Source organism: Salidesulfovibrio brasiliensis JCM 12178 (genome assembly GCF_001311825.1).
In the GTDB taxonomy this organism is placed as follows: Bacteria; Desulfobacterota; Desulfovibrionia; order Desulfovibrionales; family Desulfovibrionaceae; genus Pseudodesulfovibrio; species Pseudodesulfovibrio brasiliensis.
Genome location: NZ_BBCB01000008.1, coordinates 22,579 through 45,144 on the forward strand (window position 1 = coordinate 22,579; position 22,566 = coordinate 45,144).

24 protein-coding genes are annotated in these 22,566 nt (G+C 59.9%); 7 read left to right on the forward strand and 17 right to left on the reverse strand.

Annotated elements, in window-relative coordinates:
- Positions 1–14: 14 nt before the first annotated feature.
- The 7 genes from JCM12178_RS04405 to JCM12178_RS04435 are packed head-to-tail and all read right to left on the reverse strand — an operon-like array spanning position 15 to position 4,751.
- Positions 15–1,376 (reverse strand): methyl-accepting chemotaxis protein, encoded by a 1,362-nt coding sequence (locus JCM12178_RS04405; RefSeq protein ID WP_054649104.1) that lies wholly within the window; start codon positions 1,374–1,376, stop codon positions 15–17.
- 23 nt (positions 1,377–1,399) lie between these two features.
- Positions 1,400–1,786 carry a DUF1987 domain-containing protein gene (locus JCM12178_RS04410; protein WP_054649106.1) on the reverse strand — a complete coding sequence of 129 codons (387 nt, stop codon included), beginning with the start codon at positions 1,784–1,786 and terminating at the stop codon, positions 1,400–1,402.
- An 11-nt stretch (positions 1,787–1,797) separates the two neighbouring features.
- Complete coding sequence (locus JCM12178_RS04415) at positions 1,798–2,346, reverse strand: SiaB family protein kinase (protein WP_054649108.1); 549 nt, start codon at positions 2,344–2,346, stop codon at positions 1,798–1,800.
- Between the two features lie 11 nt (positions 2,347–2,357).
- Positions 2,358–3,107 (reverse strand): PP2C family protein-serine/threonine phosphatase, encoded by a 750-nt coding sequence (locus JCM12178_RS19295; protein WP_054649110.1) that lies wholly within the window; start codon positions 3,105–3,107, stop codon positions 2,358–2,360.
- Positions 3,107–3,535 (reverse strand): hypothetical protein, encoded by a 429-nt coding sequence (locus JCM12178_RS19300; RefSeq protein ID WP_054649112.1) that lies wholly within the window; start codon positions 3,533–3,535, stop codon positions 3,107–3,109. Before JCM12178_RS19300 ends, JCM12178_RS19295 begins: the two co-directional genes overlap by 1 nt.
- A gap of 53 nt (positions 3,536–3,588) precedes the next feature.
- Positions 3,589–4,137: a GGDEF domain-containing protein gene (locus tag JCM12178_RS04430; protein WP_157054743.1), complete on the reverse strand. Its 549-nt coding sequence runs from the start codon at positions 4,135–4,137 to the stop codon at positions 3,589–3,591.
- Entirely contained in the window at positions 4,134–4,751 is a 618-nt protein-coding gene (locus JCM12178_RS04435; RefSeq protein ID WP_172677067.1) for a PAS domain S-box protein, read from the reverse strand. Before JCM12178_RS04435 ends, JCM12178_RS04430 begins: the two co-directional genes overlap by 4 nt.
- A 203-nt stretch (positions 4,752–4,954) precedes the next feature.
- Between JCM12178_RS04435 and JCM12178_RS04440 the strand changes: the two genes are divergently transcribed.
- The 3 genes from JCM12178_RS04440 to JCM12178_RS04450 are packed head-to-tail and all read left to right on the forward strand — an operon-like array spanning position 4,955 to position 7,779.
- Positions 4,955–5,839: an ABC transporter ATP-binding protein gene (locus JCM12178_RS04440; protein ID WP_054649118.1), complete on the forward strand. Its 885-nt coding sequence runs from the start codon at positions 4,955–4,957 to the stop codon at positions 5,837–5,839.
- 9 nt (positions 5,840–5,848) lie between these two features.
- Positions 5,849–6,517 (forward strand): hypothetical protein, encoded by a 669-nt coding sequence (locus tag JCM12178_RS18595; protein WP_054649120.1) that lies wholly within the window; start codon positions 5,849–5,851, stop codon positions 6,515–6,517.
- Positions 6,517–7,779 (forward strand): DUF4857 domain-containing protein, encoded by a 1,263-nt coding sequence (locus JCM12178_RS04450; protein WP_054649122.1) that lies wholly within the window; start codon positions 6,517–6,519, stop codon positions 7,777–7,779. The genes JCM12178_RS18595 and JCM12178_RS04450 overlap by 1 nt, the downstream gene beginning before the upstream one ends.
- Positions 7,780–7,862: 83 nt before the next feature.
- Here JCM12178_RS04450 and JCM12178_RS04455 read toward each other — a convergent pair whose 3' ends face one another.
- The 9 genes from JCM12178_RS04455 to phnF all read right to left on the reverse strand — a co-directional run bounded on the left by JCM12178_RS04455 (position 7,863) and on the right by phnF (position 17,480).
- Positions 7,863–9,047 (reverse strand): saccharopine dehydrogenase family protein, encoded by a 1,185-nt coding sequence (locus tag JCM12178_RS04455; RefSeq protein ID WP_054649124.1) that lies wholly within the window; start codon positions 9,045–9,047, stop codon positions 7,863–7,865.
- A 2-nt stretch (positions 9,048–9,049) separates the two neighbouring features.
- A complete protein-coding gene (phnW, locus tag JCM12178_RS04460) occupies positions 9,050–10,162 on the reverse strand; it encodes a 2-aminoethylphosphonate--pyruvate transaminase (protein WP_245628615.1) in 1,113 nt (370 codons plus the stop codon).
- Entirely contained in the window at positions 10,047–10,892 is an 846-nt protein-coding gene (locus tag JCM12178_RS20200) for an aminotransferase class III-fold pyridoxal phosphate-dependent enzyme (protein ID WP_250635931.1), read from the reverse strand. Before JCM12178_RS20200 ends, phnW begins: the two co-directional genes overlap by 116 nt.
- Positions 10,829–11,518 (reverse strand): aminotransferase class III-fold pyridoxal phosphate-dependent enzyme, encoded by a 690-nt coding sequence (locus JCM12178_RS20205; protein ID WP_218185626.1) that lies wholly within the window; start codon positions 11,516–11,518, stop codon positions 10,829–10,831. The genes JCM12178_RS20200 and JCM12178_RS20205 overlap by 64 nt, the downstream gene beginning before the upstream one ends.
- 45 nt (positions 11,519–11,563) lie before the next feature.
- Positions 11,564–12,403, reverse strand: coding sequence for a phosphonoacetaldehyde hydrolase (gene phnX / locus JCM12178_RS04470; protein ID WP_054649128.1), 840 nt, complete (start codon positions 12,401–12,403; stop codon positions 11,564–11,566).
- 178 nt (positions 12,404–12,581) lie between these two features.
- Positions 12,582–14,327, reverse strand: coding sequence for a putative 2-aminoethylphosphonate ABC transporter permease subunit (locus JCM12178_RS04475; protein WP_083465730.1), 1,746 nt, complete (start codon positions 14,325–14,327; stop codon positions 12,582–12,584).
- 2 nt (positions 14,328–14,329) lie between these two features.
- Positions 14,330–15,427 (reverse strand): putative 2-aminoethylphosphonate ABC transporter ATP-binding protein, encoded by a 1,098-nt coding sequence (locus JCM12178_RS04480; protein WP_054649130.1) that lies wholly within the window; start codon positions 15,425–15,427, stop codon positions 14,330–14,332.
- Positions 15,428–15,682: 255 nt separating this feature from the next.
- Positions 15,683–16,522 carry an extracellular solute-binding protein gene (locus JCM12178_RS04485; RefSeq protein ID WP_218185627.1) on the reverse strand — a complete coding sequence of 280 codons (840 nt, stop codon included), beginning with the start codon at positions 16,520–16,522 and terminating at the stop codon, positions 15,683–15,685.
- A gap of 232 nt (positions 16,523–16,754) precedes the next feature.
- Positions 16,755–17,480 carry a phosphonate metabolism transcriptional regulator PhnF gene (gene phnF, locus JCM12178_RS04490; protein WP_054649132.1) on the reverse strand — a complete coding sequence of 242 codons (726 nt, stop codon included), beginning with the start codon at positions 17,478–17,480 and terminating at the stop codon, positions 16,755–16,757.
- A 149-nt stretch (positions 17,481–17,629) separates the two neighbouring features.
- Between phnF and JCM12178_RS04495 the strand changes: the two genes are divergently transcribed.
- On the forward strand, positions 17,630–18,778 hold the full coding sequence (locus tag JCM12178_RS04495; RefSeq protein ID WP_054649134.1) for an alpha-D-ribose 1-methylphosphonate 5-triphosphate diphosphatase: 1,149 nt from the start codon (positions 17,630–17,632) through the stop codon (positions 18,776–18,778).
- A gap of 101 nt (positions 18,779–18,879) precedes the next feature.
- Here JCM12178_RS04495 and JCM12178_RS19310 read toward each other — a convergent pair whose 3' ends face one another.
- Positions 18,880–20,847 (reverse strand): methyl-accepting chemotaxis protein, encoded by a 1,968-nt coding sequence (locus tag JCM12178_RS19310; RefSeq protein ID WP_245628612.1) that lies wholly within the window; start codon positions 20,845–20,847, stop codon positions 18,880–18,882.
- Between the two features lie 438 nt (positions 20,848–21,285).
- Between JCM12178_RS19310 and JCM12178_RS04505 the strand changes: the two genes are divergently transcribed.
- From JCM12178_RS04505 to JCM12178_RS04515, 3 genes are read left to right on the forward strand one after another with little or no spacing between them, the layout of a single operon-like run.
- A complete protein-coding gene (locus tag JCM12178_RS04505) occupies positions 21,286–21,912 on the forward strand; it encodes a cysteine hydrolase family protein (RefSeq protein WP_054649138.1) in 627 nt (208 codons plus the stop codon).
- A complete protein-coding gene (locus tag JCM12178_RS04510) occupies positions 21,912–22,364 on the forward strand; it encodes a MarR family winged helix-turn-helix transcriptional regulator (RefSeq protein WP_054649140.1) in 453 nt (150 codons plus the stop codon). Before JCM12178_RS04505 ends, JCM12178_RS04510 begins: the two co-directional genes overlap by 1 nt.
- Entirely contained in the window at positions 22,354–22,545 is a 192-nt protein-coding gene (locus tag JCM12178_RS04515; RefSeq protein ID WP_054649142.1) for a hypothetical protein, read from the forward strand. The genes JCM12178_RS04510 and JCM12178_RS04515 overlap by 11 nt, the downstream gene beginning before the upstream one ends.
- Positions 22,546–22,566: the final 21 nt, after the last annotated feature.

Genomic DNA, 22,566 nt, shown 5'->3' on the forward strand with positions numbered 1-22,566 from the left:
AATACTGTCCGCAACTATGCGGCTCGCCGAAGCGGTTCAGCCTCACGACGCAGCCCGTCAACGAGCCGCTGCAATTCGGTGGCGTCGGCGACCATACGCATGAGCACATCGGACGCGCTCTGCGTGGCACGAACTGTTTCACCGGAAATGTCGCAGGTGCCGCGAATCACATCGCGCGTGGCGTCCGCCGTGACGGCCTGTTCTCCGGCAGATGCGGCGATGACCTCAACAAGCTCCTCGGCAGCGCGGGACAGCTCGACGATTTCGCCCAGCGAAGCCCCGGAGTCACGTACCAGACCAACGAGCCGCTCAAGCGCGTCACCGGCAGAGCGCATTCCCTCTGCGTTCATGTCCGCCACCTTGCGAATGGAGGAGATCATGCCTTCGACTTCACCGGTGGCGTTCATGGTCTTTTCGGCCAGCTTGCGGACCTCGTCGGCCACCACTGCGAACCCCCGCCCTGTTTCACCGGCGCGCGCCGCCTCGATAGCCGCATTGAGCGCCAGAAGGTTGGTCTGGTCCGCGATGTCGTTGATGACGGAAATGACGCTGCCGACGTTTCCGGTTTCCCGTCCGAGCCGGTCCATGTTCCCCGCCAGATTCTCGTAGGACTGCTCCAACCGCTCCATGGCCTCCACGCTCTCTCCGGCCACACGTGCGCCATCGCGGGCGCGCGACGCCGTGGCGTGTGCCGTCTCCCGCGCCTCTTCGGCACCCTTGAGCACCTGTGACGCGGCCTTGCTCATGCCGTCCACAGCCTCGTCAGCCTGCTGAAGGTCCCGCTCCTGAGCCATTGCAGCAGCACCGGAGTCGGCAACCATGGCCTGAACGCTCTCGGCAGTACCTCGGACGGAGGAGACCACCCGCTCCAGCTGCGATGCCGCCTCTTCAAGCCCTTCGGCTCTGGCACGACGGGCGCGCTCCGCCTCTTTCTCAAGACTGCGGACCGCCTTTGCCGCCTTGCGTGATTCCCTGAACGCCTCCTTGCGCATGACATCCGCGCTCTCCATGCGCTCCTTCACGCCGTTGAACACGCTGCCGAGCGCTCCGCTCACCTCGCCCATCTCGTCGGGCGCATCGCAGCTCGGCGGCTGGTCGAAGTCGCCGGAGGCGGCACGATTGCAGGCTTCGCAGATTTCGTTGAGTGGGCGGCAGACATGGCGACGGACCATGAAGGCAGAAACACCGCCGAGCAGCAGTCCCCCGAACACGGCGGTTCCCGCCAACAGCCACGGCGCGTGTGCGATCCCGAAAGACGCCACGGCATGCCCGCCAAACAGCGCCGCCGCAAACAGAACCGCAGCGACGGGTGCGGTCCAGAGCATGATTCTTCGTCCAAGTCCGCTCATGCTGCAAAGAGTGAAAAGGTTGGCCATATCTCCCTCCCCCGGTTAACGGCCTAGCCGGTGATCTCGACCAGATTGAAGCGGACGTTCTGCACGTCTTCCATGAACTCCTCGCCGCACTCCTGCGCGGTCTCGTTGTCCTCGTGGTACCGCCAGTTGACCTCGATGGCCTTGCCGCGTCCCGCGTGATCGTCGAGCATGTCGAAGAGATCCATGAAGGTCTTGGACGTGGAGCTGTTGAAGTAGATCATCTCCATGTTCAGCTCCACGCGCTTGGCATCGGCCTCCGTGAAATACCGGTTGAGCCAGTCAAACATGGGACCGTAGAAGGTCGAGCAGTTTTCCGGGTAGGATTCGCCCCGGATTTCCAGCACGCCGGACTTGGGATCGAACTCTATGCGCGGCGAAGACTTGGTGGGTTGAACTGAGAATTTGGTCATTGTGTCCTCCTTTAGGCAACGACTTTCATGGAAAAAAAGGCGGTCTCGCCGTCCACGGGACGGATGTGATAATCAAGGGGCCCCTCGGCTTTGCGGGCCATCTCGATGAATCCCAGACCCGCGCCCTTGGAGTCCGGGTCCGGCCCCCTGCGGCGGCAGTCCTTGTAATAGCGCTTCAGCTCCTCCTTGTTCATGGAGCTGACACGGTTGAGCTTCTCGCTCAGGCGGTCTCCGTCGGCGGCCGCTATCCTGTTGCCGCAGGCCACGAAGTAGCGGCCATCATCCTCACGCCCGACGATGACCTGCCCGTTGGCGATGCTCTCGCCATCCACATCCACCGGCTCACGCTCTTTCGAGTACCGGACGATGTTCTGCATCTGCTCCACGAGGATGGCAAAGATGCGGTGGGAAAGCTTCATGCCTGCCTCTTCATTGCGCAGGCGCTGGCGCATGAGGTCGGCCACGCCCTCCACTACGCCCTGAGAGACGGGGCCGTTGAAATACAAAATGATTCCATCGCCCATGAGTGATTCGTAGCAGTCGTACATTTTCGGCGTCATGCCGTGTCCTCCTAGATTTCAAACCCGAGTACGGTGATGTCGTCGCGCCGGGGCTCGTCCCCCCGGTAGGCGTCAACGACTCCCTTGAGCATCCGGTCCTGTCCGCGCAGGGAGAGGTCCCCATGCTCGACGATGAATTCCTTGAAGCGACGCTTGCCAAAGGGGAAGCCTTTGGCACCGCCGACCTGATCGATGATGCCGTCCGAGGTCATGAAGAAACGCATGCCGTGGCGATGTTCGATCTCGTGGTCCGTGAAGACGAAATCCCTGTCGGAGCGCACATAGCCGATGCCGCAGCGGTCTCCCTTGACGGTGCGGACCTCACCGGCTTCCAGAATGAAGAGAGGATTGTTGGCCCCGGCGTAGGTCACGGCGGCATTGTTCGTGTCCACGAAGCAGAGGGAGCAGTCCAGACCGTCGTCGGACATGCCGCCCGGCTCATTCTGGCCGAGTGCGTCCTTGACCAGCCGGTTCAGATTGCCCAGCACTTCTGCCGGGCTATTGCCCGCTGCCCTGGAAGCGGCCTCCTCGAAAAGAGAGTGCACGATGAGCGTCATGAACGCGCCGGGAACACCGTGCCCGGTGCAGTCGATCACGGCCACGAAGAAGCCCCCGGAGGTCTCGCGAAACCAGTAGGAGTCGCCCCCGACCTTGTCGCGCTGGTCCCAGAGCAGGCAGTGATCATTGAACATTGCGTCGAACCGTTTTCTATCCGGCAGGAAGGAGCGCTGGATCAGGCTGGCGTAGTCGATGCTCTCCACTATCTGCTTCTGGCGTCGGCAAGACTGTCCATGGCGCGCGACAGGCGCTTCTCGCGGGATGCGATGGCATAGCCCATCCAGTGCAGGTTGCGCTTGAGGAGCATGAAATCGTGCTCTTCGCCGCGCTCGGGCGGCAAATCCTCCAAGGTGTATTCGCCCAGCTTCATGCGCTGGCACTGCTCATCCAGTTCCCTGATGCTGCGCAGAGCCAGCATGTGGCTGAACCCTTTGGATATTGGAACGAACAAAATCACCGAAACAGTGAGGAAGACCACGAGGACGTTGTTGACGGTTCCGGTCCCGCTGGCGTGCCCGACAATGAGCAGCCCGAGCGGCAGGAGCACGAGCACAAGAAAGAGGATGAGGTCCATTTTGCGGCGGATGCTCATGGATTGCATTCGCCCGAAGGTTCCGGCCAGCCGTGTCATGCCGCGCTCCTGTGGATTATGAATTTCATTTTCAACCAACTCCGAAAAAAATATCAGCAGCGATGCTCGCCGCGAAAGACTTCCAGCCGGTCTCGACCATTCTTCTTGGCAGCATAGAGGGCGATGTCGGCCAGCTTGAGCAGCGAGTCCATGCTCTCGGCCCCGCCCTCCCCGGTGGTGACGCCGAGGCTTACGGTCATGGAGAACACATTGTCGCAGCAGCGAATAGGCTTGGCGCGCACGGTTTCAAGAAGCCGCTGGGCAGCGCGGCAGGCTTCCCGGCGGGGGGTGTCCGGCAGCAGGACCACAAACTCCTCGCCCCCGAATCGGGCCACAACGTCCACCTCGCGAAACGTGGTCTCAAGGATTTCCGCCAGCACACGGAGTGCCGTGTCGCCCGCGTCGTGCCCATAGGTGTCGTTCACGTTCTTGAAGTGATCCGCGTCCACCATGAGCAGTGAGAGCGGCCGTTCCATCCTGCGGCTTCGAGCCAGCTCGCGGCGGGCCAGTTCCATGAAGTAGCCCCGGTTCCAGAGTCCGGTCAGGGCATCGGTTCGCGCAAGGCGGCACATGTCCTCCATGGCCTTCCTGCGCTCGGTCACGTCGCAATGACACCGACAACGCCGCTGCAAGCGTCTGCGTCATCGCCGGAATGCAACGGCGTGGCGCTCACCTCGCACCACAGAGCCTCTCCACCCCGAACACGCATCTGCGCCTCCATCCGACGAAGGCCGCCTCGCTCCTCAAGGCCGTGCTCATATGCGGTGGCGACATCCCGGCAGAGAAAGAGGTCCGGGATTCGTTCAACGGTTTTCAGCATGTCCTGCGGCGATTCAAAACCAAGCATCGAGGCCATGGCGGGGTTCACCTCCACAAGACGACCATCAACCACCGTGCGGAAAATGCCCTCGGCAACACGCTCGAAGGTGGTGCGGTATTTTTCCTCATTGACGGCCAGCTCTCGGTTCAGATCGGCAAGGGAGCGCTGCATCCTGTCGCCCATGCCCACCAGTCTGCGGGCCTGTCGAAGCAGTTTTTCATACTCCCGAGTCAGCTCCCCGAACGCACCCTCGTCAGCCCCCGCTTTTGCGAGAGCCTTTCGTGCGCGCTCCAGTATCGCTTCCTCTCTGCTGAAATCCGCTTTTCCCACCACTACCAACCTGTGTTTGTCGTTCGTCGCCAGCCCGGAACACTTGATATTGAAATTCGTTTTCACCGTCAAGTACCAACTACACTTTTCGCGACCTCGAAGCATCCGCTGTTACAATTAAACACGCAAAAACTTGAAATATAATCACAATATCAAAGGATCCGCCTGCAAACCATATTGAGCCGTCCTCCCCTTCCCCGTATTGACACCGAGAAACGACGTGGATAAAAGGTGAGTCTGAAAATCATTATCACTGAGGTCAATCACTCATGGAACACGCCATTGAGGTCTGCGAACTGCGGCATTGCTACGGAAAACGAGTCATCTACGACAACCTCAATTTCAAGGTCCCCTTGGGCAAGGTCTATGGCCTGCTTGGAAAAAACGGTGTCGGCAAGACCACGCTCATCAAGATACTTATGGGGTTTCTGCGTCCTGTCGGCGGGAGCTGCCGCATCCTCGGCGACGACTCCCACACCCTGTCGCCTGAAACTCGGCGGCGCGTGGGACTGCTCTTCGAAGGACATCTGGCCTATGATTTCATGACCATCCAAAGCGCGGAACGATTCTTTGCCCCCTTCTATCCCAAGTGGAACCGCGACTATTACTACGCGCTCACCGACAAGCTCGGCCTGCCCGGGTCGCACCGCATCGGCAACATGTCCGAAGGCCAGCGCTCTCAGGTGGTCCTCGGCCTGCTCATGGCCCAGCAGCCGGACGTGATGATCCTCGACGACTACACCATGGGCCTTGATGCGGGCTACCGACGCCTGTTTCTGGATCATCTGGCAGAATACCTGAAAGACGGTGACAAGACCGTTCTCGTCACCTCCCACATCGTGCAGGACCTCGAACGGTTTGTTGACGACATCGTCTTTTTGGAGCGCGGCGGGCAGACCACACAGGTCTCACTGCGTCATTTCCTCGGCGAATTCAAACTCTTCACCCTACCCAGAAACGGTTCGGGAAACCCCACATCAGGCGGGCCCATCCGCAATGTCGAGATAACGGGCGAGGAATACCAGCTCTACACCTTTGAGGACAGCCGCGCCGTGACCCGCCATCTTGAGTCGCAAGGGTTTGCCTGCGACAAGCTGGAGCACCGGCCCATGAGCTTCGAAGACGCCTTCATCGGCTTTACCGGAAGATACTAGGAACACCTCATGCTGCGATCAATACTGCTCAAGGAATACCTCAAGTTGCGCGGCTCCATGCTTGCGGCGCTGCTGCTCAACCTCGCCGTTGTCGGCTACATCTATACGGCAATGCGAAAGCTCTTTCTCATGGATCATGCGGAAGTGGTCTGGTACCGGGTCATGCACCTCGGCACGCTCTATTACGACCCGTACACGTATGTGCCGGTGCTGACCGGTGCGCTCCTCGCCGCCGCCCAGTTCCTGCCCGAGACCGTCAGCCACCGGTTCCGCATCTCCCTGCACCTGCCGCTGTCACCGCACATGCTCGTGCTCGGCCATATTCTGGTCGGCCTCTCGGCCGTTGCGGCGATCCTCGCCATTGACGCGGCAGTCATCGCTGGAATGACCGCCATGCGCTTCCCGGCCGAAGTTGTCACTCGTACCATGCTGACCATCCTGCCGTGGACACTGGCCGGCGTCACCGCCTACCTCGGCGTAACATTGGTACTGCTGGAACCAACATGGCGGCTTCGCATGGTCAATGCCGCCATCGGCGCGGGGCTGACCAGTCTTCTGCTCTGGCAGGAGGCCCCCGGTGCCTACGAAAGAATCCTCCCGCTCCTCGCGCTCGGCATTCTGGCCTTTGTCCCGTCCGTTCTCTATCCCGCATACCGTTTCCGCTACCGGAGGTCCTGATGACGCGCCTTTCCAGATACGCTCTCGTCCTGGCTGCAATCGTGGTCATGGCCGTCTACGCGCCGCTCCTTTTCGACATGGCCTTTGGAGAAAGGGTCAAGACCACTCACCTGTTCTACAGCCCGGTCATCAAGAAATTCGTCTGGCGCGACAAGCTCCTCGAAATGCCCGATGGCGCCACGGAACACCATGCACGCTATGTGCAGATGGACGAGGACGGCAACCGCTACACCCGCCAGGAATTTGAAAAGCTGCTGCCGTTCATCTACTACCGAAACATGGAGCTCTGGGGCCTGCTGCCGCTTGAACTAAACGGCCAAAACTTCGACAGGGAGACCATCAAGGCCCGGCGTCAGGTGAGCGAATTCAAGCCGGAACAGATCGCCGGACGCTCTCCGCAGGAGCAGCTTCTGCCGCTAATCGAATCGGTCCCGGGGAACGCGCGCCTCGTCTTCCCTGAACAGCGCTTCCGGCTGGGTGACGAATTGGAGTTCATCAACGCCGACTTCAACCGACGCGACCCGGAACTGACAAAGACATACACAAAAGCCCTGAAGCGGAAGGGTTTCGTCTTTCCGGGGCGCATGGCTTTCTCCAAGCCGACCATCCTCAAACCGTTTGACGAAGGCGCGTTCCTTGTGGACGCGGAAGGCTCGGTCTTTCACCTCAAACGCGTGGAAGGCAGACCCAAGGCAGTTAAAACGCCGATCAGTCCGAAAAGCGGCGTGCGCAGCATACGGGTTTCGGAGAATACCCGGCAGGAATACTATGGCCTGCTGCTCGCAAATGACGACACCCTGCACCTCATCGGTTATGACGGGTACAAACTGACCCCGCTGCCGCTGGAGCATTATGATCCGGACACCATGGACTTCAAGATGATCGTCAACCCGCTCTACCGTACTGCGGTATATTCTGATGATGAAATTGTTCGCGCCGTGGTCATGGACCCGAACTACAGGCCGCTCGCCCGTTACGAGCACGTCATGCCCGGTGCCGGAAAGACCTTTGCCGAACGAGTCTTCAACACTGTCACACCGTTCGGGCTGAAGCTCAAGGACGGCACATCAGGCTACCTTTCCCCCGGATTCGTGTTTCATGGCCCGTCCGGATTCATCTCCATTGGCCTTGCGCTGACGACCTATCTGGTCATAGCCCGCAGGAAGGGGCACACCACAGCGAGAACCTGTGCCGACGGGGGGCTCGTGGCCCTGACCGGCATGTATGGTCTTGTGGCAGTGCTACTGTTGCCCGCAGACTGATTCATGACCACACAAAGGCGAACCGCCCCCCCACCGGACGAACGGTGCGGGGGCGGCCGTGTCGAGCCGAGGGGGCAGGCGCGCTAGTCGCCGCCCTTCCAATCGAATTCGTCTATGCGGTCCACCTTCTCGTGAATGTGGATGTCGCGCGCGGCAAGCTCGCTGAACACGTCCTCGGGGTTGAAGGCATATTCAGGGATGACCGCCCCCGTACATTCGGTGCGGCCCTCGGCAATGAGCTTGACGCCGATGCCCATGGGGATGCCCACGTTGCGGGTATAGGCACGCAGCCCTTCCCAGCCCGGAACGGAGCCGTCCGAAGCCGGATGGGTGTGCGTCAGGATGTGGCGGTATTTTTCGCCGTCGCGCTCCCCTTCCACCTCCACATGCAGGGCGTACCCGTAGAGCTCGGTGTTTTTGCCTGCCTCACTCTGCATCAGGTAGCTCCCGATGACGTCCATGACACCTGCTTCGCTGCCGTTCACCGCGACCGGTTCGTTCTTCATGAAGCCCCACTCGTACAGCGCCTTGACGAGCATCATGTTCTTCGGCGGCCATGTCCCGCGCACTTCAATGAGCTGCACGCCCTTGTCCTTGAGGTATTCCGCCAGCGTCACGGTCTCCGAGTGCGGAATAATGTACTGCGGGTGTGTGCCGTACGGTTCTGGCAACGCGATGTCGCGGGGCCGGGCGAACGGCGGCACCTGCTTGAATTCTCCGGCCTCAAAGACAACGCGGCCCGGCAGGTCGGGGTCGTACTCGTAGGTCGTGGTTTCGGTAATGGAGGCCGAGAAGGCGATGGGACGGAACGCCCCGTGGCTCACACGCACGGAGTGGACCGTGTCGAGCCTGTCACACGCGTGCTTGGCCATCATGTTGGTCGTGCCGGGCGTCATGCCGAAACCGGGCACATGGACCTTGCCCTGTTCGCGGAACACCGGATCGTACTCATACTCGTCGCCAAAGCCGTTGAGGTTGATGCCGTGGCACCCGGCCCGGGCAATGCAGCGGGTGGAACGGTCATTGAGCGAGATGGTGGTGCCGTCCATGACCACGTCGTACCCCGAGAGGCATTCAATGGCGGCTTCCTCGTCGAAGAGATCCACCTTCATGAAGTCGGCGCGGCCATCGCCCATGGAAGCAGCCACCTCTCGCCCGGCACTCTCGTCGATGTCGGCGATGGTGAGTTGGAAGTCGGTATGTTCGGCCACGTCGAGCGCGGCTTCGCGGCAGATGCGACCGGCGCCGCCCAGACAGATGATTTTCATGGTTACTCCTTGTGGTTCCAATACATTGACTCACCTACGGCATGGATCAGTTCTCCCATGCCTTGGGGGGTCACATCGCCGATGTTGCCGATGCGGAACGTGTCCGCCGAGGTGACTTTTCCGGGGTATATGACCCAGCCCCGGGACTTCAGCTCCCCGTAAAAACGGCGGAAATCGTACTCCGGATGATCCGGATTCATAAACGAGGTAATGACGGGCGACTGCCACTCGTCCGGCAACAAACAGGAAAAGCCGAGCTTTCGCATCCCGTCCACCAGCGTGCGATGGTTGTCGGTGTAACGCCTGAAACGGGCTTCAACACCGCCCTCCTCCTCCAGCTCGCCAAGCGCCTGTGCAAATGCGCGCACAACGTGCGTCGGCGAGGTGTAGCGCCACTTGCCGTTCTTGTGCTCCATCTCGTGCCACTGATGATAAAGATCAAGACTGAGGGAGCGTGCGTTGCCCTCGCACTTCTCCAGTTCCGCGCGGCGAGCCACCACGAAACCGAAACCCGGCACCCCCTGAATGCACTTGTTGGCGCTGGAAACGAGGTAATCGCAGCCAAGCTCGTCCAAATTCATGGGGATTCCACCGAAGCTGCTCATGGCGTCAATGATGTAGGTCAGGCCGCGGCGCTTGACTTCCGCGCCGATCTCTCGAACCGGATTGAGCATTCCGGTGGTGGTTTCGCAGTGAACCACCGCCACATGAGTGATTGCGGGGTCGGCATCGAGAGCTTCGCCCACGGCGGCGGGTTCGGCGCGACCGACCTCGCCCAGGTCAAGCAGCGCGTGGTTCATGCGCAGCCGTTCGGCGATCTTGGCGATGCGGTCGCCATAGTGACCGTTTGCCACCACCAGCAGTTTTCCGTCCGCAGGCACCACGGTTCCCACGGTGGCCTCCACGGAAAAGGTCCCGCTGCCCTGCATGAGTACGGCGGTATAGTCGCCGCCTCCGGCAAGTTCCACGAGCCGGGCGCGGATCTGCTGAACGATGCCGTTATAGTCGTCGTCCCAGGTACACCAGTCCCGGAGCATGACGGCCTTCACCCCTTTGGAGGTGGACAGCGGGCCGGGGGTCAACAAAACATACGGGTTGTCGGGAAGAGTGTTCATGTCCATGAATCAGTCCTCGTTGCGGTTGATGTCGCGATCCGCCCCGACTTCGGCGAGGGACTCGTCGAGTGCGGCGAGGGCGCGGCGCATTTCGTCGTCGCTGACGGTCAGCGGCGGGGTCAGGGTCAGGAAGTTGCCCGCCCGAGACCTTGAAGCTCAGGCCGCGGCGCAGGCAGGCATAAAGAGCACGGTCAGCCTCGGCCTCGGCGGGCGTGCCGTCCTCGCGCACCAGCTCCAGCCCCATGGCCAGCCCGATGCCGCGAACGTCACCCACCAGCGGATGTCGACGCTTAAGCGCATTCAATGAGTCGAGCGTTCGCGCACCCAGCTCACGGGCGCGCACCAGCAGATCGTGTTCTTCAATGTATTCGATGGCGGCGAGTCCGGCCGCACAGGCCACCGGGCTCTTCTCGTGAGTGTAATGACCGAGGGCCACATCGCCCGCGCAGTCGAGTCCGCGACGGGCCACCACGGCGGCCAGCGGGAAGACACCGCCGCCGAGCCCCTTGCCGAGGGTCACAATGTCGGGCACCACTCCGAAATTCTCGAAAGCGTACATGGTACCGGTCCTTCCGAGACACACGGCTGTCTCGTCAAAAACCAACAGCACGCCATGTCGGTCACAGGCCTCGCGCACCAGCTGCCAGTAACCTTCTGGCGGCGGGTTCACCGTGGTGCAGCGCACCGGCTCGGCCAGAACGCAGGCGACGTCGCCCTCTTTTTCCAGCACGTAGTCGATGTATTTGGCGCACCGGAGATCACAGGCGGCGCAGTCTCCGCCGGGGTTCCAGATGCAGCGGTATGCTCCGCCGGGGGAACATGCTCCGCGCCGGGCAGCAGCGGCCCGATGCCCGACCGGAATAGCGCCTCCCCGCCCACGGAAATGGCGTCAAGCGACGCGCCGTGAAATGAGTCCCACATGGAAACAGTCTTGAATCGTCCGGTGGCCTTTCGCGCCAACTTTAGAGCCATGCCAACGGCAGAGGTTCCTCCGGGCGCAAACAGGACCTTGTCCAGATCGCCCGGTGCCAGCTCGCCGAGTTTGCGCGCCAAGTCCACGGCCGGACGGTTCGTGAAACGGCGCGGCGAAAACGCCAAGGTCTCAAGCTGGCGCCTGACGGCATCCAGAACGCGGGGGTTGGCGTATCCGACCTGATGAACGGAGTTGCCGTGAAAATCCAGAAACTCCCGGCCGTCGAGGTCAGTCAAGGTACTCCCGGAGCAGGACTCCAGCACATCAAGGCATGGCGTGGACAGGGACTGATGCAGAAAGCAATCCGCATCCTCATCCAGCAGCCGCCGCGTCTCGGGACCAAGCTCCTCGCGCCACCCAGTGCGGTTTGGCGAGAGGTTCACGTCCTTCGATCAGTCTCGGGCTGTTTCCGGGGCTCATGCCGCCTCCTAGGGCGCGGGGGTTTCGCCGCGCGCCAGCCGTTCGTTGATGGTCCGCACCAGCGCGGGGATGTCGGCCAGCGAACGGGCTACGTAGTGCGCTCCGGAACCCATGAACCGCTTTTCTATGGCCTCGGTCCGGGCGACAAGTTCCGCTTCGGAAAGTGCTTCAAGCTCAGCCAGCGTCAGCCCCATTTCGTTGCCGGTGCGGCTCAGGCCCACCGTCCACATCCCGGCGTTGAGCCCTTCCTGCACGTCGCTCACCGAATCGCCCACCTTGACCATGGCTTCCATGGGATAGACCTCAAGGTTGATGGCGTTCCGGAAGCACATCCATGGGTACGGGCGGCCACGCGGCACGTCGGTTGAGGTGACGATGCAGTCCGGGACATAGCCCTTCCTGGCGGCCACGGGCGCGAGCACCTCCATCATCGGGCCGGTGTATCCGGTGCAGGAGCCGATCTTGAGGCCCATTTCACGTAGCTCGGCCACCGCATCCAGCACACCGGGAATAGGGTCTGAATGGCGGGCGATGCAGGCGACCATGAGCCGCTCGGTCTCATGGTACATGACGTCGATGTCGGCCTGCGTGGGATCGGCACCCTTGGCGGCGCGCCACTTTTCCAACACGGACGGGTCCGCGCACATGGACTCGATGTGATCGCGCTTCATCAGGCCCATGGGCTTGCGGGCCTCGGCCCATGTCACGTCAACACCCTGATGGGCGAACACTTCCACGAACACGGCCACCGGACCGACCGAGCCGTGGTCCACGGCAGTTCCGGCCCAGTCGAAGACCGCAGCCTGCAAGGGTCCCGTGTACGGTTTATTGCGAATGAAGGCTTGCATCTGTGTTGCTCCATTGTCTCCCGGGAGAGCCGGGGTAGTTGGTTTTTCGGACAGGGGCGGCCGCTTTCCACGACCATGGAAATCATACCCCCTCTGCCGGGAAGTCGAACGGACAAATTCCTCGATTTGTCCGTTCGGCTTGTTACATTTATGCGTCGTTGCGGAAGATCGGTTCCGGCTAGCGAACGGCCCAGAGCTGGGTGCGGCGCTTCACGCCCTTGGTCAGCAGGCTGTAGAGCAGGCGCACGACCACGTTGATGAAGACCACGAGCACGCCCATGGCGCAGGCCGGGGCAATGTCACCCGCGTCGTCCATGTTGGCGATGGCAACCGAGGCCAACGGGATGTCGGCCGAGTACAGGAAGATGACCGCCGAGACCGTGGCCATGGAGTTGACGAAGTAATACATGGCCACTTCAAGGACAGCGGGAAGGCACACCGGCACCGTGACCCGGAAGAAGGTCACGTAGAACGGCACCCCGAGGGATTCGGAGACGGTCTCGAATTCGCGGTCGAGCTGTTTGAGGGCGGTGGTGGCCGTCAGGAAGCTCACCGAGTAGAAGTGCACGATGTTTGAGAGCACCAGAATGGCCATGGTGCCGTACATCCAGTTGAGCGGGTTGGGCACGGTGATGCCGAAGAACTCCCAGCCCGGTGCGTTGAAGAAGAAGATATAGGAAAGGCCGATGACCAGCCCCGGCAGGGCCAACGGCATGATGGACAGAAAGTAACTCGCCTGTCGCAGCCCGTTCATGCCCCTGCTCTTCTCAATGAGATAGGCGCTTGCAAAGGTGATGGCCGTACCGATGACCGCCGAGTAGAGAGCCATGCGAACGGAGTTGAAGAGCGCCTCGTAGCCGCCGCCACCGGTGCCCCGGAACTCGTAGTGCCAGAAGCCCAGATCCAGCGTGTACGGCCAGACCTTGACCAGCGATGCATAAATGGCCGTGGCGAAGAACCCGAGGATCAGCAGGGCGATGAATGTGCAGAACCCCTGATATATTCCGTCCTTCAGCTTCTCCGGCTTGGGCACCAGCGGCACGGATTTGGCCTGAATAAGGGCCACCTGCCGCCGCTGGGCGATGCGGTCCACAATGAAGGCCAGAACCGTTGGCACCAGCAGCACCACGCTGACCACTGCACCCATGACGAAGTTCTGCTGGCCGATGACCTGCTTGTAGATGTCCGTGGCGAGGATGTTGAAATTGCCGCCAACGACCTTGGGAGCGCCAAAATCCGTGAACGCAAGGATGAAGCACACGAAGACCGCGCTGATGAGCCCGTACTTGATGCCCGGAATGGTCACGGTGAAGAAGGTGCGGACCTTGGACGCGCCAAGAGAATCCGAGGCCTCGTAGAGCCGTGCGTCGGTCATGCGCAACGCCACCGAGAGAATCAGCATGGCCTGCGGGAAGGTGAAAATGACCTCGGAGATGATGATGCCCGTGGCACCATAAAGGCCGATGTCAAATCCCGGAATGGCCCCGAAAAATCCCTGTGTGATAAGTCCCTTGCGTCCGAAGAGGTAGATCAGCGCGATACCGTTCAGAAGCGTAGGCGTGAAAAGCGGCATCATGGCTATGCTGCGGAACGCTCCCTTGAACCGGATATTGGTCCGGGTCAGGGCGTAGGCGAAGAGAAACCCGAGGCTGACCGAAATCACTGTGGTGGTCAGGGATACGAACAGCGAGTTGCCGATGGAGTCGCGCAACGCGGGGGTCCGGAAATACTCGATGTAGTTGACCAGCCCCACAAAGTTGCCGTCGTTGTCCAAAAGGCTCTTGGAAAGGAGCTGAAAGAGCGGCAGAACCACCACCGCCACCAGCCAGGCCGAGACGATCAGAATAAGCGCGCGCTTGAGCCAGAGCTCGGCATCGACCCCGCCCCGGGCACGCACCACGGGAGTCATTGTGACATCCGCCATGACTACACCTGCTCCGCGTGGAAGAGCCGCACCCGCTCGGAAGGCAGAATCACCTTCACCCTGCTGTCGGACGTCATGTTCAGCCGCCGCACCTTTTCCGCAGGCATCTCCGCAATGAGCGGCGCGGTCTCGGTGTGTCCGAGCGGCAGGTCGAGTGCCAGACGGTAGATGGGGCCTCGGTACTCAACATTTCGGACATCGACCTCAAAAACGTTCGGGCCCTGCTCTCCGTTGGTGCTGACCAATACGTCCTCTGGACGGATGGCCGCCAGCACCTCCCCTTTCAGGCTTCTGGCCTGGCGGTCGACGCGCACGCGTACTGACCCCTTGGAGAAGGTTCCCGTATCGCGGTTGTAGCTGCCGCGAATGAAATTCATGGAACCGATGAACGAAGCCACGAAGGGCGACTCCGGCTCATCGTAGATTTCCGAGGGCGTGCCGTTCTGAACCAGCTCGCCGTCTTTCATGACCAGAATACGGTCAGCCATGGTCAGAGCCTCTTCCTGATCGTGCGTGACCATGATGGTGGTCAGCCCCAGTCGTTGCGTCATGGCACGGATTTCGGTCCGAAGCATCACCCGAACCTGCGCGTCCAGGGCAGAAAGCGGCTCATCCAACAGGAGCAGATTCGGAGAGAGCGCCATTGCCCGCGCGAGAGCGACGCGCTGCTGCTGCCCGCCCGAGAGCTGTCCCGGATACTTGCTGCCGAGTCCCTTGAGGCCCACCAGCTTGAGCAGTTCATCTACGCGCTCGTTCACTGCACTGCGGCTCTTCATGCTCCGCTTCAGGCCGTATGCGATGTTGCTGCGGGCCGAAAGGTTGGGAAACAGCGCGTAGGACTGAAACACGATGCCCACGTGCCGCTTGGACACGGGCAGGTGCGAGACGTCCTGCCCGGAGAGGAGCACACGCCCTTCGTCCTGCCGCTCCAATCCGGCCACGGCGCGCAGCATGGTGGTCTTTCCGCAGCCGCTTGGCCCGAGGATGGAGATGAATTCGCCCTTCTTTGCGCCGAAGCTGACGTTATCGAGGGCGGTAAACGTGCCGAAGCGTTTGGTGACGCCTTCGACGCGGAGATAATCCTGGCTTGCGCTGGTCATGGGTATCGTCGTCCTTATGCATGTCCGGGCCGGCAGTAAACCGGCCCGGACGTTTCATATCTTCTGAGGTTCGGTTACTTGGGGTCGCTCTTGCCGTCGTAGCGGCGGGTCCATTCCTTGAGGATGCGCTGACGGTTCTTGGCGGCCCATTCAAAGTCGTTCTTGATCATCTGGCTTCGGGGTCGGCGGGGTACCCTTCCGGAACCGGGTTGCCGCTGGGGTAGGCGGTGACGGGGTAGATCTTGCCGTACGCCTTCATGACTTCAGGACTGATGGCCCAGTCGAGGAAGATTTTGGCTTCGGGCTTGATGGTGCCCTTCTTGATGAGCGCGTTGGCTTCAACATCCCAGCCGGAGCTTCCTTGGGGAAGGTGGTGGTCACGGGCTCGCCTTTTTCCTTCTGCATGAAGCCACGGTAGCCGAAGGAAACGCCGATGGGCGCTTCACCGGCACCTGCCAGTTTGGCAGGCTTGGAACCGGAGTGGGTGTAGCGCATGATGTTGTCATGCAGCTTGTCGAGGTAGGCCCAGCCTTTTTCCTCGCCCATGAGCTGCAGAATGGCGGAGACTGTCAGGAAGCCGGTGCCGGAGGACGCCGGGTTGGGCATGATGATCTGCCCCTTGTACTCGGGCTTGATGAGATCGGCGTAGGACTTGGGGGTGTCGAGGCCGAGGTTCTTGGCCTCGATGGTGTTGGTCACGATACCGGTCATCCACGCCTTGATGCCCACCCAGTGAGGCACGGAGCGGCTGTCGCGCATGGCTGGTACGACCTTGTCGAGATACTTGGGCGCATAGGGTTCGACCATGCCGGCCTGATCGCAGAGCATCAGGGAGGTGGCGGCGGTGCCCCAGACCACGTCGGCCTGCGGGTTGTCCTTTTCAGCCAACAGCTTGGCAGTGATGATGCCCGTGGAGTCACGGACGATGTTCACTTCGATTTCAGGATGAGCTTTCTTGAAAATATCAAGGTAGATGGGGATTTCGTCGTCTTCCAGCGCGGTGTAGACAAGCACTTCGCCGGCAAACGCGGCAGTGGCGGCCAGAATCATCAGGGCCGCCAGCATGGCGGCAACTATGGCTTTACAGCGGTACATCTCATCGTCTCCTTATTGGGCGTCCGTTTTGCTCCCCCGGACCGCAGCCGGTCCGGGCTCTTCGTCAGTCCATGCATGCAGGGCTTTCGGGCCAGCCCCGAAAGTTGATTCATCATATGCCGCCGGGCGTTTTTCAGAACATACAACCACTGGCAGTTGTCTAAGCTTTCCGTCACGTTTGCGTGAACCTCGGTTCCGGATCAGTGACAGCCAAACGGTGCTCCCGGACGCCTCATATCCCCTGATTTCCGGGCACCACAATCTCCAGCCGATCACCGCAGAATCGCGTAATGCCGAACTCAATGGGCCGCCCTCGGCGGTCCACGTTGACGTATTCCACCACCAGCAAGGGCTGCTTCTGGCGCAGCTTGAGGTGCGCCGTTTCCTCTGCGTTGGACATGCGCGTGGTGATGCGGCTGTCCTTGCGGAAGTAGTCGTGAATCCCGTAGCGGGCGTAAGACTGCGTCATGGAGCCGGTTTCGCGGAAGACGCGGATCAGGTCTTCCATGTCCGGATACGGGACGTATTGCGACGCCACAAAGACCCGCTTGCCCTCGGCCTCTCCATACATTTCGATATAATTCACCTTGCTGCGAACCGGGATTTGAAGATGCTTCGCCACCACCTCCGAGGCGGAGATGACGTCTCCGTAAAGAAAATGACTGCGGGCCTTCAGACTGTTCAGACTCATGTTCTCGCTGAATCGGGTGCGGCGGCCCATCTTGTATTCAAACGGCTGCTCCAGCACCACGCTGCCCCTTCCCTGTTCTGTCCTGATAAGGCCCAGCTCCCTGAGCTCCTGCAACGCACGACGGATGGTATGGCGATGAACCTCGAAGCGGTCGGAAAGCTCCTTTTCCGTCTGCAGCAACTCACCGGGCAGGATTCTGCCCTTGCGGATGTCGTCGCTTAACGAATCACGCACGTGCCGCCAGAGCGGCCCTTTTGTCGACGTCATTTTGCAACCTCCTGAATCCGTACAAATAGTCGGAACATGTACGCACCGAAACCAAGCGGTGCAGACAGCCGCGTTACAACTCTGCGACATCTGCAAAGGGCTGTTGGCGGATGACGGCCAAGGCCATAGCGTGTGCGCCGGAGGAACGAATGCCCGAAACCATCTTCACCAACGCGCGAATCGTCACGGAAACCGAAATCATTCATGGCAGCCTCACGGTTTACGATGGCCGCATAAGGCGCATCGACGAAGGCACGTCATCCCTGCCCGGCGGCACCGACTGCGACGGGGACTACCTGATCCCCGGCCTCGTGGACGTGCATACCGACAGCCTCGAACGCCAGTTCACTCCCCGGCCCGGCGTCTACTGGCCTTCACCACTCTCTGCGGCCACGGCCAACGACACCCTGCTCTGCGGCTGCGGCATAACCACCGTGCTGGACTCCATCTGCGCCGAGGCATTTCCCGAGGAGGAAACGCGGCGACGCATGTTCAACGACTGCATAGCCGCCGTGACCGAAGGGGAGCGCCGGGGCCTGTTCCGCTCGAACCACCTGCTGCACCTGCGCTGCGAGACAGCCGATCCCAAAACCCCGGGCATCCTGAACCACCACCTCGACAATCCGCTGGTGAAGCTGGCCTCACTCATGGACCACACGCCGGGGCAGCGCCAGTACCGGGATGAAAACAAATTTCGGGAGTATTACTCGAATGAAGGCTGGACTGACGAAGAGTTCGCCAAGGTTGTCAGCCGCCTCAAAAAGGAACAGGCAAAGCACGCCGAAGAGCAACGGGCAGCGATAATCGCCCAGTGCCGGAAACGCGGCATCCCCATGGCCTCCCACGATGACGCAAGCGAACCCCACGTCCGACAGGCGCTCGAAGAGGGCATCGGCATCTGTGAATTTCCCACCACATACGAGGCCGCCTCAACGGCCCACGCGGCCGGGATGGATGTTGTCATGGGCGCTCCGAACGTGGTGCTTGGTGGTTCGCACTCCGGCAATGTCTCGGCGCTGGAAGTTTTTAGGGCCGGGCTGCTGACTGTCCTGACTTCGGATTACGTGCCCGGCAGTCTGCTGCTGGCCCCTTTCCGCCTGCACCACGAGGAGGGTCGCCCCCTTCCGGAGTGCATAGCACTGGTAACGGCCAACCCGGCCCGGATGCTCGGACTTGAAGACCGTGGGCGCATCGCCGAAAATCTTCATGCCGACCTCGTCCGGGTCCGCCTCGTAGAAGGCCAGCCCGTTGCCGCCTCGGTGCATGTCTCCGGTCGGGCCGTACTGTCTGTAAAATAAGACAAAGCACCCCACCGGACTCAAAAACAATCCGAGCTCAAACACCACAACAAAGGGCGACCCGAAGGCCGCCCTTTTTTTGTTATTCTAATTCAAGCGCCCTAAAAGCGTTCGAATTCATCGTCATCCATCGACAGGCTCACGCCCGTTCCCGAGCTCGGCTCAGTCGGGGCCTGCTTCTTCTGCGGCTTGGGCTGCGGTGCTCCGGAGCCGAGAGCCTTGGGCTTGTTCTGCACTCTGGGTGCCTGCTTTCGCATCTTCGGCGCTCGTCCGCGATCAGAACCGACGTTGAAGAACGACACGGTATCCTGAAGGTTTTCCGCCTGACTCGAGAGCTCTTCGGAAGTCGAGGACATCTCTTCTGACGCGGAAGCGTTCTGCTGTACCACGTTGTCGAGCTGCTGAATCGCGCTGTTGATCTGCGACGCGCCGGAGTTTTGCTCCTGTGTGGCACTGGTTATTTCCTCTATCAGCTCTGCGGTGCGCTGGATGTCCGGAACGAGCTGCCCAAGCATCTCGCCCGCTCGGTCCGCGATATCAACACTATTCCCGGCGAGTTGGCTGATCTCGCCCGCAGCCACGCCGGAACGTTCGGCCAGCTTGCGGACTTCCGCGGCGACAACCGCAAAGCCCTTGCCGTGCTCTCCCGCACGTGCGGCCTCAATGGCGGCATTCAGGGCAAGCAGGTTCGTCTGCCTTGCGATCTCTTCGATAATGCTGATCTTTTCCGCAATCTCGCGCATGGCGGTCACGGCCTCGCCCACGGCGGTTCCACTGTCTTCCGCCTGCGTCGCGGCACTGCGTGCCAATTGCTGCGTCTGGGTGGCGTTGTCGGCATTCTGGCTGATGTTCGAGGCCATTTCCTCCATGCTTGAAGATATCTCTTCGATGGATGCGGCCTGTTCGGTCGCCCCCTGCGAGAGCGTCATGGAGGTGGAGGAAAGCTCATCCGCCCCGCTCGCCACACTGTCTGTGACGCTGCGAACCTCTCCGACCACCCGCTTGAGGTTCTGTCCCATCTCCGAAAGTGTGTGAGCCAGCAGGCCGACTTCATCACGCTGATCGATGTCGAGCCTCGCCGTAAGGTTGCCCTTTGCAATCTCACGCGCAAATTCAACGCTGCGCACCAGCGGTGTGGTGATGTTTCTGGCAATGAGGAAAACGACCGCCGCGATAATCAGCAATGCACCTATCGCAAGGCCGACACTCAGATACAGGAATTTGTTGGAGTCCTGATAAATGGTCTCCTTGGGAATGACGATACCGATGCTCCACGGCGTCTTGGTTCCCTGAACACGGATGGGCTGGAACAGGAAGAGTGACTCATTGCCAGTTAACGGCGAAGTCATAAATGACTCAAATTCCTTTCCATCCTCAATGGATTGCATGATGGTCTGCGAATATTCCGGGTTAAGGAACTGTCCAAGCTCCTTGTTGACCAGATCGGGATTCGGGTGCGCAACGACCTTGCCTTTGTTGGATACGATGAGCGCACGGCCTGTACCCATGGGCTGGACACCGTCGACCATCTCCTGAAATGCCGCAAGGCTGAAGTCGATACCCACGATGCCGATGAAACGGCCGTCGGACTTGATGGGCACGCTCATGGTGGACATGTTGATGTTCGCCACATCAGTGTAGTACGGTTCCGTAAGGTACGGTCCGTTCGTATCGCGCGGGCCCTTGTACCAGTCACGGGTATTCGGATAGTCATACTTGGTCAGGTTGACGACCTTCAACTGTCCGCCCTCACGCCACCAGTAATTCCCGTACGCGCCGCCCATGTGTTCCCACATGGGATCGCCGGTTGCCTTGTATTCGGCATCCCGACCGTCAAGCGCGTTGGGTTCAAAACAGCTTTGTATTCCAAAAAACGTGTCGTCCGAAAGAAGAACCTTCTTCTGAATCTCATCGACCATGGTGCGTTCTATCAGGTCCTTGCGCTGTACCATGGCCTCAAATATGGCAGCGGTCGTCACGCTTGCATCCAGCGCCTTCTCGATATCGTTTTTAACCTGATTGCCGTACCTGTTAGCCATTTCGTAGGCAATCTTTCTGGCAGATTCCACGGAAATGGTTTCTGTTTTCGTAAACACAATCACTGTGTAGACGGTTAGAATCACAGCCACAGCGAGACAGACACTTGCCCCGATTTTCAAACGCAACGGTAGATTTTTGTATGCCATGCTATTCCCCTTTTGCCATTTAGTTAACCACATGAGCCGGAGAAGATGCAATAATAATCAACACAAAGAACAAGACAAAATGCAAGAACGCACGATCACTCCTTCTATATTTGCAAATAGGAAATCATCGCAACCCTCGCGCTCCCTAACACCTACAACAATACGATCATCACTTTCTTTCATCTCTATTTCACACGGAATGAAACACACCACCTGCGACCATGCCATTTATTGCCAGAACCGGGTTGACAAGAGCCCTCCCACAATATACTTATCATGATAAGCATATTACCAGAACCCACATATCAAGGAGCGCTTGAAATGCTGCACGATGTCAAAAAAGATCAATCAGCACTTGTATTCATTGAATTCCAGAACGAATGGCTTGCCGAGGATGGAGTCCTGCAGACCCTCCTCATCAAGGACAAAAAACCGTTCCGGGATGCCGTTCGCAATGCTGCAAGCGTACTGGAAACGGCCCGAGAACACGGATTCCCCGTAGCCCACGCCGGGCTCAACCTCAGTGCAGACCCGGGCTACAGGCTCTTTAACGGCGGACAGAACGTGCTGGGGCTGAGAAAAGCCATTCCAAAAGCCAAGACCTGGCAAGAACAGGGATCACGTTTTGTGGAACCGTTTGTTCCTCGCAACGGGGAATATGTCGTTTCGGGGCGATCCGGTGCGAGCGTGCTGAAAAACTCAACGCTTGATCCTTTCCTGCGCAACAATGGTATCAACACCCTCTTTTTCATGGGATTCGCCACGCATGTCTGCGTGGAATCCTCCATGAGGGAAGCGCACGACCTTGGGTACAACGCATATCTCGTCGAAGACGCCTGTGCCGCTTTTGAAGAGAGTCAGCATGAGCACGTTCTGAAGCACGTGGTCCACCACTTCGGCGCGTCAATCACTTCCGACTCCCTCACTTCATTCATCAAGGACAGCTGATGTTTTTTCTGAAGGAACTGCCGACGCGTGAGATTCTTGAGCGCTACCACGAGCGCTTCCCGGAAATGAATGTGGACATGGTGGGAGACGCTCTGCTGCTGATGCGGCAAGCGAGCCTGCTTCTGAGACAGCTTGACGAGTATTTCTCCGGGCACGATTTTTCCCAACTCCGGTTCCTGATCATCGTAATCATCGACCGCGAGCAGGAAACACTTCTGACGGCCAGCGAAATACTCAAAAAACTGGATGTTTCGGGCCCGGTCATGGCTCGCACGCTGAAGGCGCTTGAAGCATCCCAAATGATAGTCTTCCATGAACATGAAAGCGACAAGCGGGCAAAACGCATCGCCCTCACTCCAAAGGGCAAGGCCAAGCTGCAGGCCATCCTTCCGGGGTATTATGAAACAATCGAACGATTCATGAGCACGTTGGGGCAGCACGATGCGTCGTAAGCTGTCGTTCACGTTTCAGGTCTGGCTGTGCGTGTGGCTGCTGGTGACTTTCCTCAGCTATGCCATCAGCTGGACGGGCATCACGATTCCCTTGCCGGGGAAGACATTGATTATCAGCACGCTAATGGTTCCGGTCATGCTCTTCATCATCATTCCCTGCCTGAAACGGCGAGAGCCTTGAAGCCTTCGGCTGGTTCCCGTC

Coding starts and splice junctions, on each gene's coding strand:
- JCM12178_RS04475 (WP_083465730.1), bottom strand. CDS start 14,327: ATGGCGGATGTCACAATGACTCCCGTGGTGCGTGCCCGGGGCGGGGTC.
- JCM12178_RS04410 (WP_054649106.1), bottom strand. CDS start 1,786: ATGACCAAATTCTCAGTTCAACCCACCAAGTCTTCGCCGCGCATAGAG.
- JCM12178_RS19300 (WP_054649112.1), bottom strand. CDS start 3,535: ATGACACGGCTGGCCGGAACCTTCGGGCGAATGCAATCCATGAGCATC.
- JCM12178_RS04485 (WP_218185627.1), bottom strand. CDS start 16,522: ATGTACCGCTGTAAAGCCATAGTTGCCGCCATGCTGGCGGCCCTGATG.
- JCM12178_RS04455 (WP_054649124.1), bottom strand. CDS start 9,047: ATGAAAATCATCTGTCTGGGCGGCGCCGGTCGCATCTGCCGCGAAGCC.
- JCM12178_RS04480 (WP_054649130.1), bottom strand. CDS start 15,427: ATGACCAGCGCAAGCCAGGATTATCTCCGCGTCGAAGGCGTCACCAAA.
- phnF (WP_054649132.1), bottom strand. CDS start 17,480: ATGACGTCGACAAAAGGGCCGCTCTGGCGGCACGTGCGTGATTCGTTA.
- JCM12178_RS04495 (WP_054649134.1), top strand. CDS start 17,630: ATGCCCGAAACCATCTTCACCAACGCGCGAATCGTCACGGAAACCGAA.
- phnW (WP_245628615.1), bottom strand. CDS start 10,162: ATGAACACTCTTCCCGACAACCCGTATGTTTTGTTGACCCCCGGCCCG.
- phnX (WP_054649128.1), bottom strand. CDS start 12,403: ATGCAAGCCTTCATTCGCAATAAACCGTACACGGGACCCTTGCAGGCT.
- JCM12178_RS04405 (WP_054649104.1), bottom strand. CDS start 1,376: ATGGCCAACCTTTTCACTCTTTGCAGCATGAGCGGACTTGGACGAAGA.
- JCM12178_RS04515 (WP_054649142.1), top strand. CDS start 22,354: ATGCGTCGTAAGCTGTCGTTCACGTTTCAGGTCTGGCTGTGCGTGTGG.
- JCM12178_RS04450 (WP_054649122.1), top strand. CDS start 6,517: ATGACGCGCCTTTCCAGATACGCTCTCGTCCTGGCTGCAATCGTGGTC.
- JCM12178_RS18595 (WP_054649120.1), top strand. CDS start 5,849: ATGCTGCGATCAATACTGCTCAAGGAATACCTCAAGTTGCGCGGCTCC.
- JCM12178_RS04415 (WP_054649108.1), bottom strand. CDS start 2,346: ATGACGCCGAAAATGTACGACTGCTACGAATCACTCATGGGCGATGGA.
- JCM12178_RS04505 (WP_054649138.1), top strand. CDS start 21,286: ATGCTGCACGATGTCAAAAAAGATCAATCAGCACTTGTATTCATTGAA.
- JCM12178_RS04440 (WP_054649118.1), top strand. CDS start 4,955: ATGGAACACGCCATTGAGGTCTGCGAACTGCGGCATTGCTACGGAAAA.
- JCM12178_RS04510 (WP_054649140.1), top strand. CDS start 21,912: ATGTTTTTTCTGAAGGAACTGCCGACGCGTGAGATTCTTGAGCGCTAC.